Origin of the sequence: Mesorhizobium sp. M0060, from assembly GCF_040323155.1 — a bacterium.
Lineage (GTDB): Bacteria > Pseudomonadota > Alphaproteobacteria > Rhizobiales > Rhizobiaceae > Mesorhizobium.
In genome coordinates this window covers 189,782-204,947 of the sequence record NZ_JAMYUP010000003.1, presented here as the reverse complement: position 1 = coordinate 204,947, position 15,166 = coordinate 189,782, and the positions used below count along the sequence as shown (strand labels likewise).

Annotated in this window: 13 protein-coding genes; 5 read left to right on the top strand and 8 right to left on the bottom strand. The window is 60.9% G+C overall.

The window, feature by feature from the left end; translation table 11 throughout:
* Positions 1-125 precede the first annotated feature (125 nt).
* Complete coding sequence (locus NKJ94_RS05015; RefSeq protein ID WP_352523311.1) at positions 126-584, top strand: MarR family winged helix-turn-helix transcriptional regulator; 459 nt, start codon at positions 126-128, stop codon at positions 582-584.
* Positions 585-622: 38 nt separating this feature from the next.
* Here NKJ94_RS05015 and NKJ94_RS05010 read toward each other — a convergent pair whose 3' ends face one another.
* Positions 623-1,801 carry an MFS transporter gene (locus NKJ94_RS05010; RefSeq protein ID WP_352523309.1) on the bottom strand — a complete coding sequence of 393 codons (1,179 nt, stop codon included), beginning with the start codon at positions 1,799-1,801 and terminating at the stop codon, positions 623-625.
* Positions 1,802-1,994: 193 nt separating this feature from the next.
* Between NKJ94_RS05010 and NKJ94_RS05005 the strand changes: the two genes are divergently transcribed.
* A complete protein-coding gene (locus NKJ94_RS05005; RefSeq protein ID WP_352523307.1) occupies positions 1,995-2,351 on the top strand; it encodes an ArsR/SmtB family transcription factor in 357 nt (118 codons plus the stop codon).
* A 94-nt stretch (positions 2,352-2,445) separates the two neighbouring features.
* Positions 2,446-3,192 carry a metallophosphoesterase family protein gene (locus NKJ94_RS05000; protein ID WP_352523305.1) on the top strand — a complete coding sequence of 249 codons (747 nt, stop codon included), beginning with the start codon at positions 2,446-2,448 and terminating at the stop codon, positions 3,190-3,192.
* 28 nt (positions 3,193-3,220) lie between these two features.
* On the opposite strand, the gene NKJ94_RS04995 is transcribed toward NKJ94_RS05000, so the two are convergent.
* The gene (locus NKJ94_RS04995) at positions 3,221-5,644 is read right to left on the bottom strand and encodes a DNA/RNA non-specific endonuclease (RefSeq protein WP_352523303.1); all 2,424 of its coding nucleotides are present in this window, start codon (positions 5,642-5,644) and stop codon (positions 3,221-3,223) included.
* A 300-nt stretch (positions 5,645-5,944) separates the two neighbouring features.
* Between NKJ94_RS04995 and NKJ94_RS04990 the strand changes: the two genes are divergently transcribed.
* Both NKJ94_RS04990 and carB read left to right on the top strand, forming a co-directional pair.
* Entirely contained in the window at positions 5,945-6,772 is an 828-nt protein-coding gene (locus NKJ94_RS04990) for an SH3 domain-containing protein (protein ID WP_352523302.1), read from the top strand.
* 399 nt (positions 6,773-7,171) lie between these two features.
* Complete coding sequence (carB, locus tag NKJ94_RS04985) at positions 7,172-10,675, top strand: carbamoyl-phosphate synthase large subunit (RefSeq protein WP_352523301.1); 3,504 nt, start codon at positions 7,172-7,174, stop codon at positions 10,673-10,675.
* A gap of 52 nt (positions 10,676-10,727) precedes the next feature.
* Here the strand turns inward: carB and NKJ94_RS04980 are convergent, their stop codons facing one another.
* The 6 genes from NKJ94_RS04980 to NKJ94_RS04955 form a co-directional block, all read right to left on the bottom strand.
* Positions 10,728-11,702 (bottom strand): hypothetical protein, encoded by a 975-nt coding sequence (locus NKJ94_RS04980; RefSeq protein ID WP_352523300.1) that lies wholly within the window; start codon positions 11,700-11,702, stop codon positions 10,728-10,730.
* A 9-nt stretch (positions 11,703-11,711) separates the two neighbouring features.
* On the bottom strand, positions 11,712-12,119 hold the full coding sequence (locus tag NKJ94_RS37550) for an AAA family ATPase (RefSeq protein WP_502904161.1): 408 nt from the start codon (positions 12,117-12,119) through the stop codon (positions 11,712-11,714).
* 292 nt (positions 12,120-12,411) lie between these two features.
* The gene (locus tag NKJ94_RS04970; protein WP_352523299.1) at positions 12,412-13,200 is read right to left on the bottom strand and encodes a hypothetical protein; all 789 of its coding nucleotides are present in this window, start codon (positions 13,198-13,200) and stop codon (positions 12,412-12,414) included.
* Positions 13,201-13,350: 150 nt separating this feature from the next.
* On the bottom strand, positions 13,351-13,812 hold the full coding sequence (locus tag NKJ94_RS04965; RefSeq protein ID WP_352523298.1) for a hypothetical protein: 462 nt from the start codon (positions 13,810-13,812) through the stop codon (positions 13,351-13,353).
* Positions 13,813-14,202: a DUF6152 family protein gene (locus tag NKJ94_RS04960; protein ID WP_352523296.1), complete on the bottom strand. Its 390-nt coding sequence runs from the start codon at positions 14,200-14,202 to the stop codon at positions 13,813-13,815.
* Between the two features lie 125 nt (positions 14,203-14,327).
* Positions 14,328-15,074 (bottom strand): DUF899 family protein, encoded by a 747-nt coding sequence (locus NKJ94_RS04955; RefSeq protein ID WP_352523295.1) that lies wholly within the window; start codon positions 15,072-15,074, stop codon positions 14,328-14,330.
* Between the last annotated feature and the right edge of the window lie 92 nt (positions 15,075-15,166).

Here is a 15,166-nt window from a genome sequence, read left to right as displayed (position 1 = left end):
GCAGACTAATTAATGGTATATGCCAGAACGTAGGCATATGCCATCATCTTGTCAATCCGCCGAGCAAGGACTATTTCTGGTTCGCATCGAGGGTCCCTTCCGGTCCCCTCATCGGAAATCCGCCAATGTCCCAAACCACCCTGCCCGGCCTGGCGCTTTGCAACAACGCGATGCTGCGCCGCGCGACCCGAAAACTCGGCCAGTTCTATGACGATGTGCTCGCACCCTCCGGCCTGAAGGCCACGCAGCAGGGCCTGCTCTACCAGATCCACATCGGCAACGAACCGGCGATGGGTGCCATTGCCGCAGCTCTCGTTATGGATCTGTCGGCCCTCGGTCACACGCTCAAGCCGCTGATCCGCGACGGTTATATCGAGACTTTCGCCGACCCGGCCGACCGCCGCGTCAAGCGCGTCAGACTGACACCGCAGGGCCGGACCAAGCTCGAAGAAGCCCTGAAGCTGTGGCACGTCGCTCAGCAGCGCTTCGAAGACATCGTTGGAAAAGAGCAGGCGGCAAGCCTGCGAGCGGCGCTGGACGAAATCGCCGCGCTGGATTTTGACGCACCGCCGGCCGCGACTTGAATTATCGGCGGCCGGCAGCCAGGCTCTGCTAACAAGCCTTATTCGGCCGGCATCGCCACCGGACGCGCCGCCAGGTGGCTCGCCAGCACCACGCCCAGACCAATGATCGGGAATGCCGCCGCGACCACGCCGAGGTCGGCCGGTGCGCCATAGCGCAGCACCGCAGCGCCGACCACGGCACCCAGTGCGACGCCGAGATAGAGTGCCGAAGCGTTCAGCGACAGCACGATGGGCGCGGCATCGGGCGCCAGCTTGATGATGCGGCTGGCCTGCGCCGGTGGGAATGCCCAGCCGACGATGCCCCACGGCACCATCATGGCCATCAGCGCCGGCCCGGCGATCTCGCGCGGCAGGAATATCGGGATCAGCGAAAACGTGACCAGCATGGCGGCACTCAGCGCCAGCGACCAGCAGACGGTGCGCGTCGCGCCGAAACGGTCGGCGGCCTGCCCGCCGCCGATGTTGCCGATGACCGCGCCAACGCCGAAGGCGAGCAGCATTCCGGGTAGCGCGATCGGGCTCAGTCCGCCGCCTTCGATGGCGAGCGGCGCGACAAAGGCAAAGACGGTGAAGGCGCCGATCAGCGCCAGGATCGTCGTCACCAGGATCGGCATGACGCCGGGGCGAAGTGCCGCTGCCAGCCGCATCCGGAGCGGCAACCTGGTGCCGACGATGCCGCGCGGCAACCGGTACCACAGGATCGCGCCGGCGAGCGCACCAAGACCGGCAATGGCGAAGAACGTGCCGCGCCAGCCGGCAACCGTCGCAACAAGCGCGCCGAGCGGCGCGCCGACCGCCACCGCCACGGTCGTGCCGCCGACGACCACGGCAATGGCGCGGGCGCGGTGATGATCGTCGACAAGCGCCACGGCTGTTCCCTGTGCGGTCGCCGCGAACAGGCCTGACGACAGCGCCATGACGATGCGCGCGATCAGCAGCAATTCGAAGGAGGAACTCAGCGCCGCGGCGACGTTGCCCAACACGAAGAACACCAGCGTCCACAGAATGACGCGGCGACGGTCCCATTCGCCGGTCAGCGTTGCCAGGATCGGCGTGCCGATCGCATAGGCGAGCGCAAACGCTGTGATCAGCGTGCCGGCGAGCGGAACGGAGATGGCGGCATCCTTTGCAATGTCGGGCAAAAGGCTGGAGATGACGAAACCTTCGGTCGAAATCGTGAACGATCCGAGCGCAAGCCAGATGAGGCGCTTATCCATGGCAATTTCCTTTAGTTCAAAGGTTATTGAACAATTGGACTAACAGGGCATGATGTCAATAAAGGCGCTGCAAAATAGCCGAACCATCCTGACAGCCCGGTGTCAGGACGGGGCGACGGGACGAAACTATGTGTCGATCAGTCACGAGAGGAGATGCGTTGAAATCGGCTCCGAATGTGCTTAATTCCTGGGCATGACCTTGCCCCATCCCAGCGCCGACCAGATCAGCCTGCCGAACGTGCTTGCCGTGCTCGGCGACCCGACGCGACTGGCCATCGTGCGCTATCTCGCCAGCAAAGAGGGCGTGCCGCTGAATTGCAGCCGGTTCCTCGATCTCTGCTCGAAGACCAATCTGAGCTACCATTTGGCCAAGCTGCGTGAGGCTGGCGTCACCCGCACCGAAGCAGTTGGCACCAGCCGGCTGATCACGCTGCGCCGTGACGATCTCGACCGCCGCTTCCCGGGCCTGCTCGACAGCGTGATTGCCGCGGCCGGCGACGACGCATCGTTGCCGGCGGTCGGCGGCCACGAGATCGAAGTCCGCGCCTGAACGGCCCGAAGCTGGGTTCCGCTCTCGCCCGCTTCGCGAGACGAGCAAAGTAGCTTCACCTGCCCTCCAGCCATTCCAATTAACGGAGCCTCCCATGCGCATTGCCGTCCTCGCCGACATCCACGGCAATGTCCTGGCGCTCGACGCCGTGCTCGACGATCTGCGGCGACGCGGCGGCGCCGACCTCATCGTCAATCTCGGCGATTGCGTTTCCGGCCCGCTGTGGCCGCGCGAGACCATGGAGCGGCTCGAGGCTCTCGAGCTGCCGACGGTGCGCGGCAACCACGACCGCCGCGTTGCCCGCGACCCGCTCGACGACCAGATGTGGCCTTCCGACCGCTACGCGCAGGAACGGCTGACGGCAGCCCAGCGCGAGGCGCTGTTCGCGCTGCCGCTCACGTTGGAGGTCGCGCCCGGCGTGATCGCCTTCCATGCCCGGCCCGACCACGATGAAAAATACCTGACTGACGCGATAGTCGACGGCCGGCTGGTGCGCGCCCCTCTGGCCGCCATCGAGCGGCGGCTCGGCGCAATTGATCCGGCCTGCCGCATCATGCTTTGCGGTCACAGCCACCGCAGCGAGCTGATCCGCATTCCCGGCGGTCCGGTCATCTTCAACCCGGGCAGCATCGGCTGCCCGGCCTATGACGATTCGACCCCGCCGGCGCATGTCTCCGAGCAGGGTTCTCCGCACGCCCGCTATGGCATCATCGAATTGCACCCAGATCGCTTCGAAGCCATCGCCGTCGACTATGACCACGAGGCGGCGGCGCGTCAGGCCGAGCAGGCGGGACGGCCGGAATGGGCTCACGCGCTGCGCACCGGCTTTATGCCGGGTTGAGCAGCGGAATCCGCGACCGGTCCAATCTTCAGTTGTCAGACGCGTATCGCTTCGATCGCTTGGCAGGACGTCGGGTGCTGGCCGCCGAAGTCTTGAACGTCGAAGTCTTGGGCGTCGAAGTCTTGGGCGATGAAGCCTTTGGCCGCGACGTGTTGGGCGCCAGTTGCGTTGGGTTGAAAGTCTGTGCCGGAACCGATTCGGAACCGGCCCGAATGTCAGCGTCGCGCACCTGCTGGCCGAAGTTCAGGCCGGTCAGCCGTTCAATCTCGGCCACCGTCGAAAGGAACTCCGATACCCTGGCAATTTCAAGCGGGTCATCGAATGCCTCGGCACGCCCACCGAACGCTTCGGGCATCACTTCCAAGACCGGCTTCTGGTCTGCAAGCAGCGCGATGGCGCGCAGGCCAGCTTGATCGGACCACAGCGCGATCTTCCAGAACTTCAGCGGAACATGGCTTTCGAAGCGGTAAGGAGGATCGTCCCCGCGGAACACTGGACCGGCAAACACCGTGATACGGCCTCGCGCCGTATAGGCATTGCGCAGCACATAAGTTTCCACGGCGCGCCATCTCAGTTTTCCCTTGGAGCCGGGATGGTCAAGCGAGCTTCCCTGATTGAAGAAGCCGACTTGCGGCGCAGCATTGGTATAGAAGAACGTGTCCCGTTCTGCGGCGACCGCCTCCTGATCCACCCCCCACGCAGGGTCGCCGCGAAGCGTAATATGGCCCTTCTGGAACATTCGAGCTATTCGTTCCTTGGATCTTGGGTCGGGAAACCCAGGCACATTCTGGCTCGAATAAAATTCCTGGGTCATCTGCTCGCCAGGATCGATGCGGCGATCGGGCCGGAAAGCGTCACTGGCTTCCGAACCGGAAATCGACTCTACCCCCAATTCGACAAGCGACGGGTTGTCGATGACGGTCTTGTCCGCACGATTGACCGCCTTGGTGCGGGATCCATCGATATTGCAGGCGGTGACGAAGGCAAGCCTGCGATCGGCGTTCATCAAGACCGAAAAATGATGATAGCGCAATTCGTGTGGATCCTCGCCCGGTTTGGCAAGAAGGTTTTTGGCCAACCGGTAGGGTGAATCGGCGACCGTCGGCATTGGCAGGACAAAGCCCGGTATGAAGCCGGGCTCATACCCTCCACGATCATCGAAATCCTCTGTCTTCCAACCTGCTGCCTCGGCGATGGCCACGACCTTGGCGGGCTCGCTTGCTGGGCCTTTGCCGTCGTTTCGTCGCGCATCGCCTCCGTCGATCAACGGCGCCCGGACATTTATCTCGACGGGAAAAGTCCACGTGACCGAGCCATCGGCGTTGTGTCTCGTCGCCGGCGGATTGCGATCCGGTTCCGGTCGCTGCACCGCCTTGTCCAGCACATCTTCGCGAACGTCGGCGTTCAGCCGAACTGTCTCATCCATCATGCGCGGCGTGCCGGCCCAAATCGCCAGAGCTTCCGAAACCGCCGATGCCGAGGAGCCCGGCAGCCTAGACTTTCTAGCACCCAGATCGTCAACGATGGCGCTGATCCGTATGCCTTCGTTGATCTCGCGCGCAAGCGCATAGCCACCTATGCCCGTCACCTCGTGGAACGGGCCGGCCCAATGATGCAGGGCAATAGGCTCCCATTCGTTGTTGAAAACCGGCGACCCGGACGAACCCTGTTCGGTATCGGCAACATAGTGCAGCACTTGAACCGTTTCGTCGCGGGCCACCAGCCGGTTTTCACGCAGCACCAGTTCCTTGAAGCGGCCATCGGGGTGCTGAACGATGTTGGCGATTTCGCCAAGCATATGCTTGTCGCGCGCGTCCGACAGCGAAATAAAACCGAACTCTCCCAGTTCCTTTGGACCGGAACGCCGCTCACCGACCCCGATCAGCGTATAGTCCAGACCCTCTATGCTGTCGGTCACGAAACAGAATTCAGGATCGAACAGGAACGTCGTCGGCGTACGCACGGCATTCACGCCGTCCTGCTCATAGTCGAACTGGACCTGGAAGCGCCGGGATTCCGCCGGCGACGAAATCACATGGTTGTTTGTGAGGAACAGACTTGGCCCAACCAGAAAACCCGATCCCTGTGGATTGCCGTTGAGAAAGGCAACTCGGCCGACCGCATCGGCCGCACGGCGCCCACGCTCCAGGAATGCGACCCCGATGAAGTCGAGCGTTGGGCCGAGAATTGCCTCCGGTCCTGGCTGCTTAGCGGCGGCCTTTCTTTCACCGGCAGACCTCATGTCGATCGCTGCCGATATCATCTCCGCTTCGGTGCGGCTGAGCGACGCCTTTACCTGCAGCCTGTCGAGGCGCCTGGAGATGGTCTGTTCGGCGGCCAGCGGATTGCCGTTGGCGATGTGACCAAGTGAAGCCTCAATCTCGGCGCGCGTTTTCTTGACACGCTGGCGAACTATGTTTTCCACCTGCGCCAATATTTCAAGATCGACCATATTTCCCTCCTCCGGCTTACTTGAGAGAGTGCATATTTACATGAAATGTGCAATATTTTGCCGGCTTCTAGCTTACGGAAGTGGCCTGGTCGCGATTCAACACGCGGCACCTTACTCATTTTCGGGCTTACACAGCGCCGCCTCGTCGCCTATAAAAACCGGCTGGCGTGCGATGGCGTTTCTGTGCCTGGCCGCGCCTTCGGCAATTGAACCTACCGCCCATGGCAGATGATTAGGCGCACAGTAACACTCCCGACGATGCTGCTTGCGGTGATTGCGGCTCCGCTGATGCTGGCGGGGTTGCCGGCCAAGGGCCAGGAGCCGGAGCCCATCATCTCCATTGTGACGGGTCTCGCTCCGGGTGATCTCCTGAACGTGCGCGCCACGGCATCGGCCATGGGCAAGATCGAGGCGCGGCTGCCGAGTGGTTCGAGCGTGAAAAATCTCGGCTGCGGTGACGTCAGCGGCCATCGGTGGTGCAAGGTTGAAGACATTGACGACCCGAAGATGAGCGGATGGGCTCCCGCGCGCTACCTCGACCCTATCAATCCCCAGCAAGTGACACCCCAAGCGGCGGCCAATACGGAGAGCCCTGCCTCTAACCCGCTGCCGGATCTGACAGCGCGCCTGGGCGCGGCCGGTCCCGAAACGACGCTGAACTCCGCTGACGCAATCGGCAGGGTGGCGATCGAGGATGCTTACCGCCTGGCCCTGGCCGGTGGAAACCCCTCGACTGGACAGGTTGATGGATCGGCGCCCGCGATTGATCCCGTCCAGAATTTCGGCGCGATCAATGCAGCGCCTCCGGCCGATGCACAAACCGTTGCACGGCTGCAGCCGCCGGGGACACCAGTCCCAGGTGCCGGGAACGTCATTCCTTGCGCGCGCTATGTCGGCCAGCCAATGACCAGCTGCAAGGCGGCGGTCGTGCGCACCGGCGACAAGATCGACGTGTCCGTGACATGGCCCGATGGCGGCACGCGCATCATCACCTTCCAAGCAGGCAAGCCGGCCGGTTCGAATGCGCCCGGCGAATTCCGCTTCACGCGCGAGGGCAGCCTCAACATCATCCGCGTCGGCGTTTCCGAACGCTTCGAGATTACCAACGCCCTGGCGAGCGGAGGATAGAGAGAGTGGACTGGTGTAATTGTAGGAATCAGCGCCGCCCCTCATCGCCCTGCCGGGCACTTCTCCCCGTATAGTGACGGGGAGAAGGGGCTGGCCGCAGCGTCGGCGCCCTTCTTGCAATGCTGGCGAGTGGCGAAATCGTCCATGAGAGCGCCCCTCTCCCCGTCACTATACGGGGAGAGGATGCCGGTAGGCAGGTGAGGGGCAGCACCGGCATCTAAACCTGAAGCGATTGCCCAGCTAGTGGACCCGCACACAAAGCCGCATTTTAGGGGGTTACATCCGGCAAAACTCTTCCCTATAAGGCCCTCCTAGCCTGATACCAGAATCGCGAGCATAACCGGCCGGGTCATCCCGTCCGGCTTTTTGTGCAAGCCGCCCGCCGAACGGACCCTCGACATGCCAAGACGCACCGACATCAAGTCGATCCTGATCATCGGGGCCGGCCCCATTGTCATCGGCCAGGCCTGCGAGTTCGACTATTCCGGCACCCAGGCCTGCAAGGCGCTGAAGGAAGAGGGGTTTCGCGTCATCCTGGTCAACTCCAATCCGGCCACCATCATGACCGACCCGGAGCTGGCCGACGCCACCTATATCGAGCCGATCACGCCCGAAGTGGTGGCCAAGATCATCGCCAAGGAGCGGCCGGACGCGCTGCTGCCGACCATGGGCGGCCAGACCGCGCTGAACACCGCCCTGTCGCTGCGCCGCATGGGCGTGCTCGACCGCTACAATGTCGAGATGATCGGCGCCGATGCCACGGCCATCGACAAGGCCGAGGACCGCGCGCTGTTTCGCGAGGCGATGAACAAGATCGGCCTGGAAACACCGAAGTCGATGCTGGCCAATGCCACCGACGTCAAGAATGCCGACCGCAAGACGCACGAGGCCGAGCGCGCCGAGTTGAAGGCCGAGAAGCCCGAAAATCTCGATGCCGCGCTCGACGCGCTGGAAACAAGCTGGAACCTCGGCGAAGGCGACCGCAAGCAGCGCTATATCAGCCACGCCATGGCGATAGCCGCACAGGCGCTCGACCATGTCGGCCTTCCCGCCATCATCCGCCCGTCCTTCACCATGGGCGGCACCGGCGGCGGCATCGCCTACAATCGCGCCGAATTCTACGAGATCGTCCAGTCCGGCCTCGACGCCTCGCCGACCACCGAAGTGCTGATCGAGGAGAGCGTGCTCGGCTGGAAAGAGTACGAGATGGAGGTTGTCCGCGACAAGGCCGACAATTGCATCATCGTCTGCTCGATCGAGAACATCGACCCGATGGGCGTGCATACCGGCGATTCGATCACCGTCGCCCCGGCGCTGACGCTGACCGACAAAGAATACCAGATGATGCGCAACGCCTCGATCGCGGTGCTGCGCGAGATCGGCGTCGAGACCGGCGGCTCCAACGTGCAGTTCGCCGTCAACCCGGCCGATGGCCGCCTGGTGGTCATCGAGATGAACCCGCGCGTCTCGCGCTCGTCTGCGCTGGCCTCCAAGGCGACAGGCTTCCCGATCGCCAAGATCGCCGCCAAGCTCGCCGTCGGCTACACGCTGGACGAGCTCGAGAACGACATCACCGGCGGCGCGACGCCGGCCTCGTTCGAGCCGAGCATTGACTATGTCGTCACCAAAATCCCGCGCTTTGCCTTCGAGAAATTCCCCGGCGCCGAGCCGGTGCTGACCACCTCGATGAAGTCGGTCGGCGAGGTCATGGCCATCGGCCGCACTTTCCAGGAATCGCTGCAGAAAGCGCTGCGCGGGCTGGAGACCGGCCTGACTGGTCTGGACGAAATCGAGATCCCCGGCATCGGCCATGGCAGCACGGCCGCCAGCCACGTCGACGACCGCAACGCCGTTCGCGCCGCACTCGGTACGCCAACGCCGGACCGGCTGCGCATGGTGGCGCAGGCGATCCGCATGGGCACCTCGCTGGAAGACGTGCACGCCATGTGCAAGATCGACCCGTGGTTCCTCGAACAGATCGCCGGCATCCTCGACATGGAGGCACGCATCCGCGAGCACGGCATTCCCGAGGACGCCGCCAATCTGCGCATGCTGAAGGCGATGGGTTTCTCCGATGCCCGCCTCGCCTCCCTGGTCAGGAAGGACGTTGAAGAGATCCAGAAGATTCGCGAAAAACTTGACGTTCATCCGGTTTACAAGCGCATCGACACCTGCGCGGCCGAGTTCGCCTCGCCCACCGCCTATATGTACTCCACTTATGAAGTGCCGTTTGCCGGCGCGCTCGCCAACGAGGCTCAGGTATCGTCGCGCAAAAAGGTCGTTATCCTCGGCGGCGGCCCCAACCGCATCGGCCAGGGCATCGAGTTCGACTATTGCTGCTGCCACGCCGCCTTCGCGCTGCGCGATGCCGGCTTCGAGGCGATCATGATCAACTGCAATCCCGAGACCGTCTCGACCGACTACGACACCTCCGACCGGCTCTATTTCGAGCCGCTGACGCCGGAGGACGTGCTGGAGATCCTGCGCGCCGAACAGGCGTCCGGCGAGCTGGTCGGCGTCATCGTCCAGTTCGGCGGCCAGACGCCGCTGAAGCTCGCCGACGCGCTGGAGAAGGCCGGCATCCCGATCCTCGGCACCTCGCCCGACATGATCGATCTCGCCGAGGACCGCGACCGCTTCCAGAAGCTGTTGCACAAGCTCGGCCTCAGCCAGCCGAAGAACGGCATCGCCTATTCGGTCGAGCAGGCCCGCCTCGTTGCCGGCGAGCTCGGCTTCCCGCTGGTGGTGCGCCCGTCCTATGTGCTCGGCGGCCGCGCCATGCAGATCATCCACGATGAGAGCATGCTGCAATCCTACCTGCTCGACACCGTACCCGGCCTGGTGCCGGAGGACATCAAGCAGAAATACCCCAACGACAAGACCGGCCAGATCAACACGCTGCTCGGCAAGAACCCGCTTCTGTTCGACACCTATCTGTCGGGCGCCATCGAGGTCGACGTCGATTGCCTGTGCGACGGCAAGTCGACCTACGTCTCCGGCATATTGGAGCATATTGAGGAGGCCGGCATCCATTCCGGTGACAGCGCCTGCTCGCTGCCGGTGCATTCGCTGCCCTCGGAGCTCGTCGACGAGCTGGAGCGCCAAACGGCAGCGCTTGCCCGCGCGCTCAATGTCGGCGGGCTGATGAACGTGCAGTACGCGATCAAGGACGGCACCGTCTATGTGCTGGAGGTCAACCCGCGAGCGTCGCGCACCGTGCCCTTCGTCGCCAAGACCATCGGGCGGCCGATTGCCAAGATTGCCGCCCGCATCATGGCCGGCGAAAGCCTGGAAGACGCCTTCGCCCATTACGGCGCCATGCCCGACCCACGCAACCCCGGCCACATCGCCGTCAAGGAAGCGGTATTCCCGTTCGCCCGCTTCCCCGGCGTCGACATCTTGCTCGGCCCGGAAATGCGCTCGACCGGCGAGGTCATGGGCCTCGACCGCGACTTCGCGCTCGCCTTCGCCAAGAGCCAGTTAGGCGCCGGCGTCGACCTGCCGCGCTCCGGCACGCTGTTCGTCTCGGTGCGCGACGAGGACAAGAAGGGCATCCTGCCGGCGGTCAAGCGCCTCGCCGGCCAGGGTTTTAAAGTGCTCGCCACCTCCGGCACGGCGCGCTTCCTCGCCGAAAACGGCGTCGCGGCCGAGAAAATCAACAAGGTGCTGGAAGGCCGCCCGCACATCGAGGACGCCATCCGCAACCGCCAGGTGCAGATCGTCTTCAACACCACGGACGGCCAGAAGGCGGTGTCGGACTCCAAATCGCTGCGCAGGGCGACGCTGATGCAGAAAGTGCCGTATTACACGACGCTTTCGGGCGCGGCCGCGGTGGCTGAGGCCATTGCTGCGCTGAAGGCGGGGAGTTTGGAAGTGAGGCCGCTGCAGGAGTATTTTGCGTAGTTTCAGCTTGAGTTTGAGCGAGACCGTTTAGGTCGAATGCCAGCTTCGCGATCTATTTCTCATCGAGTTCCTCATTGACGCCCGAGATCGAGAAAACCGATATGCTTTTAATGAGGTCTTTCATCTCGACTGAAATTTCCTCATTCCGCATTGCGTCTATTATGGCGGTTGGAGTCACACTTATCTTATATTCATCTTGCAGGGCCTTATTTACGCAACTTAAGGCGTCCTTCCCGGGAACAAGCCCCATTCTCAAATCCGCGCTGTCCCAAAATTTATCAAACTCATTCATTGCATCTTCGCTCACCGTCGCGTCGTTCAAACTTGGAGAATTCTGTCTCTCAAATCGCCGGCGATTAGAAAGATACTGACCAGCCACGTAATTTTTTTTCTCTAATGAGAACTTATTCAGCACAGCATCTGCGATTGGAACGTATGTCTTGGCGCTGCCGCCGCGACGCAGCACCTCTGAAACCTTGTTGGCGGCCGCTCTATCTATCGCGGCAGGGACCAGTAAAAAGTTCTCAATTTCCTTCCTGCGATGGAGTGCCACCAACTCCGAAAACTTCCCACAAGCTTCCTTAATAGCCGCGCATTCGTTCTCGCTTCGATAGTCCCGATCAAAAACGATTGCCGATGATATCTTCCCACCCAAGGTCAGTTCCATGCCGGCCTTGATATTTTTGGCTCTCTCCGGGTTAAAGCCCTCCACCGGTATGACTGCAAAATTTCCGCGATTACCTACTTCTGCAAATCCAAGTTTGCTGGCAAATTTCCCGAGTATCTGAAAATCTTTTCCTTCAACAAAAAGCGCTCGCCGCGTTTTCGCCAGTTGAGTAAGGATAGGGTTTAAATTCGAACCCAAAGATGAGAAGACATCTCCCAATTGCGAAGGGTTTTTCACACGCTGTGCCTGTTTTCTGTTTTTGTTGATTACTACGATATCATCCGCCTCTGCCTCAGTTATTATCTCAGTCGAATGAGTGGCAATCAGTATATCTGGAGCGATATTTCTAAGTAAAGTCAATAGCTGTCGTTATAATTCTGAGTGCAGATAGATATCAGGCTCATCAATAAGAAATAGAGAATTGTTGCTCGACTGTATCAAATGCGTCAACATTTGGCACCATACTTGAAAGCCAAAACCTGCCCAAAAAATCTCTCTCGGAATCCTTGATTCCGGGCAGAACATATATAGCCTGGCGTTTTTGTGGGAGTAGTCGACTATTGGCTTTTCAATATCCATGCCGGGCCAAGTTCGGCTCAGGACTTCGCGAAACTCTTCGAACTTGTCAGGATAGTGATACCAAATATTTCTGAAATTCCTAGCGGACCTGTAGTTAAAAAGCGCTAACCGTGCAGCTTCCTTTTCATAAAGTACTTCGTTATGGTCAACTGGACCCAATATGGGGACAAACCCAATTGGGCAATTAAAATGCTTCATAAATTCTTTTGGAGAGTGAGGCGTCTTCCCATTATTGTTTATTGCTATTAAGTGGCACGACCCGGCCTCTGGGAAAAACAACAATAGCTCATTTTTGTTAGATAAATTAAACCGAATTGAGGCTGGCTGGCTGTCGTCATAGTTATAGAATATATTCTCTTCTGCGATCGATATCGCGCCAAGATCGACAATGTATCCATAAACAGACCGCTACGACTAGATCGATCGCAAGATCTGGTCGAGCGCTGTTGGTCGAGTTCGAAGGTGACGGCCTGCTTCAAGGGGGCTTATGTCAGTTCGCAACCTCAGCGATGTCTACCTTCGCTGCCTTGGCCTTGGCCCTTTCAAGCTTATTCACAGCCTTTCGCATTCTGGCGACCGCCTCTTTCGCCTTGTCGCCTTCGATTGTGTCCCGCTTGATCACTTCATTTTCGACCAACTGCGACAGGTTTTCGTTGCCGACCTTGATGTCGGGAAAGAGTCTTCGGATTTCCCTGCGCACTACAGAAATCACCGGCTCCGACCGGATGATCGCCGACACCGTAAACTTGTTGAATAGCTGGGCCTGTTGATGAAAGGCATCCATCGCATCGATTGTCAGCCCTTCCTTGGCAAACAGGAAAAGACACTGCAAATGGTCCTCATTCTTTGGATTCATGTCGGCGAAGCCGATGCGGCACACTTCCTCGTGGCTAATCTGATTTGCAACGTAGATCCGAACCAGCCGCCATTCGACCGCATTCGTCAGGATCACCCAGTGGATACCTTGATGAGCGCCGTAGTCGATAACTTGTCTCAGGTGATTATCCGCGAGCCCGCTACCCGCTGATTTGACCTCGACAAGCAATCTCAGCTTTCCACCGATCTTTATCGCGAGGTCGCAATATGTGGCCTTAATCTGATGCTCTGACGTAAGCTCATCATATTTATCATAGCCAAACACGTCGGCCAGGATGTCCTTGATCAAGGTAACCGTGTCGGCTTCCGCGACATCAGACTTTTGCTGAGCCAGGGTAATCCGTTGATATTTCTTTAGATTCGACGCAATTCGTTCGACGAATTTCTTTGGTAATTTATTCAATGACTCGCCCTCCCTATCCCCGGCGGGATTTGAGGACGAGTCTACTTGAAAGACAAGCGGAAATTGTCGCCTGTCTCTCCCTCCCGTGCGATCCCTGTCTGTATACAAGGGAAGCCGGCAGACGTGTAAGGCAGCGCCAGCTCGGTCTAGTCAGAGAAACCCAATAAACCGTCCGGCGAAAAGCACGGACGTCCAGAGAATCATCGAAAGCACAGCCAGCACGGTCACGGTCCCGCCAGCCGGCTCGTCACCGCCTCTTGCGCGGCGCATGAAGGCAAGGAAGTTGGCGCCGGCAAGCAGGATGAGCGTCATCTTGGCGAGGAAGATCGGCATCGCCGCATACTCCCTCGCCCTGACTGAAAAGAGCAGCGACCCCGTGACGAGCGCACCGGCGAACGCGCCCAATGCGATGCAGCGCAGCAGCGCGACGAACGCCGGCTGCGGCAGCGCGCTGAAGGCGCCCAGGATCTTGAGATCCATGAGCCAGACGCTGGTCAGCAGCGCGCCGATCGACATGATGTGCAGCGCATTGACGATGGGGTAGGCGAGGAAGGATGACTTCAGCCCCCGCACGAAAGCGACTTGCTCGATGCCGGCGAGGAACCCGTCCATTCAGGCCGGCGGCACGCGGTCGGGATAGACATCATAGGTCTTGCCGCCGACGACGACACGAACTGCCTTCATGCGCTTTTCGCTCTCGTCTTGCGAGCGGTTGCCGATCGCGGTCACCTCGTCGCCGACCTTGGCAACGTCCTCGGTGAAGCCGGCGGCGATCGTGCGGGACGGCGGTGCCATCTCCACCCGCCAGGCCTCTCCCTTCGCGTCGACGTCCAGCGTGGCGTGCGGGTTGCCGATATAGATGGCCGTGATCTTGCCCCGGAGTTCGAAAAACCCGTCCTGGGTCCACGACCAGCCGTGATGGGCATAGGCCGCGGTTGCGGCGGCAAGCATCACCGCCGCCGTCAGCGTGACGCCCCGAACCCCGTTGAAAGGTGACTGCATCGCTCGTCTCCTCGGTTCGGCATTCGAGAGTAGGTCACGGCGCGGCAACGTCAAATCACATAAGGCCCTTGGTATCGGGAGGATTTCGATTCCCGATACGCCAATAGGAGATATCCTTGCCAAGCTCAGTGGCAGCACCCTTCCCCATACTGCAGCTGCTCCTGCCAGCTCTGCGCCCTGCCCTCGGGCGTGAAATCCATCAGGTTCCACAGGATCTCGCAGGTGCCGATGGCGCGCGGGTCCTGACCGGGTTCGGGCGGCGCGAAGCCGAGTTCGGAGCTCCAGAAGTGGCGGATGCCGTCGCCGTCGCGGTGGAACACCGAAAGCACCGGAAGCTGCGCGCCGTCCTTGGCCTCGGCCTGGTAGTCGCGCTTGAAGCTGTTGCCGGCCGAGGAAACCAGCCGCATGTTGGTCCAGCCGCGGTCACGGCCAAGCGTCAGCAGGTTTTCCAGCGCGGTCTTGGCCACGACAGCGAAATTGTAGCCGGCAGCCTCGAGATGCCCAATGGCGCCGTCGAACTGGTCGAGCAGCGCCGTGCAGGATGGGCACGGCTGGTCCTGTCTCGGCAGCTTCGCCGTGCCGCCGCTGGTCGCCACGTCGCGCGTCTCCTGCGGATGGCGCGGAAACATCATCGAATAGACGATCAGCGTGTCCTTGCCGGGCGCAAACAGCTCCGACAGTTTTATACGGGCCGGCTTGCCGTCGGCGCCAAGCCCGTCGAAGACATAATTCTGCGGCACCAGCCCGCCGGGCGGCAGCGCGCGGCGGGCGACGGCGACATCCTCCATGGCGCGGCGCAGTTCGATTTCCTTCTGCAGCAGCTCGTCGCGGGCGGCGCGATATTCCTGGGATTCATTGGGAAAGCTGATCATCGTCATCTCCATCTGCCGGGGCGGCGCGTGGCGGGAGGCGCCTTGCCTCCCAAGGACGCATCGCCAAAGACGGTTCCGACATTTTTTGCTGC

Bases quoted from the DNA above. Each gene is read 5' to 3' on its own strand.
- NKJ94_RS05015 (WP_352523311.1), top strand. From the start codon at position 126: ATGTCCCAAACCACCCTGCCCGGCCTGGCGCTTTGCAACAACGCGATG.
- NKJ94_RS05010 (WP_352523309.1), bottom strand. From the start codon at position 1,801: ATGGATAAGCGCCTCATCTGGCTTGCGCTCGGATCGTTCACGATTTCG.
- NKJ94_RS05005 (WP_352523307.1), top strand. From the start codon at position 1,995: ATGACCTTGCCCCATCCCAGCGCCGACCAGATCAGCCTGCCGAACGTG.
- NKJ94_RS05000 (WP_352523305.1), top strand. From the start codon at position 2,446: ATGCGCATTGCCGTCCTCGCCGACATCCACGGCAATGTCCTGGCGCTC.
- NKJ94_RS04995 (WP_352523303.1), bottom strand. From the start codon at position 5,644: ATGGTCGATCTTGAAATATTGGCGCAGGTGGAAAACATAGTTCGCCAG.
- carB (WP_352523301.1), top strand. From the start codon at position 7,172: ATGCCAAGACGCACCGACATCAAGTCGATCCTGATCATCGGGGCCGGC.
- NKJ94_RS37550 (WP_502904161.1), bottom strand. From the start codon at position 12,119: ATGAAGCATTTTAATTGCCCAATTGGGTTTGTCCCCATATTGGGTCCA.
- NKJ94_RS04965 (WP_352523298.1), bottom strand. From the start codon at position 13,812: ATGGACGGGTTCCTCGCCGGCATCGAGCAAGTCGCTTTCGTGCGGGGG.
- NKJ94_RS04960 (WP_352523296.1), bottom strand. From the start codon at position 14,202: ATGCAGTCACCTTTCAACGGGGTTCGGGGCGTCACGCTGACGGCGGCG.
- NKJ94_RS04955 (WP_352523295.1), bottom strand. From the start codon at position 15,074: ATGATCAGCTTTCCCAATGAATCCCAGGAATATCGCGCCGCCCGCGAC.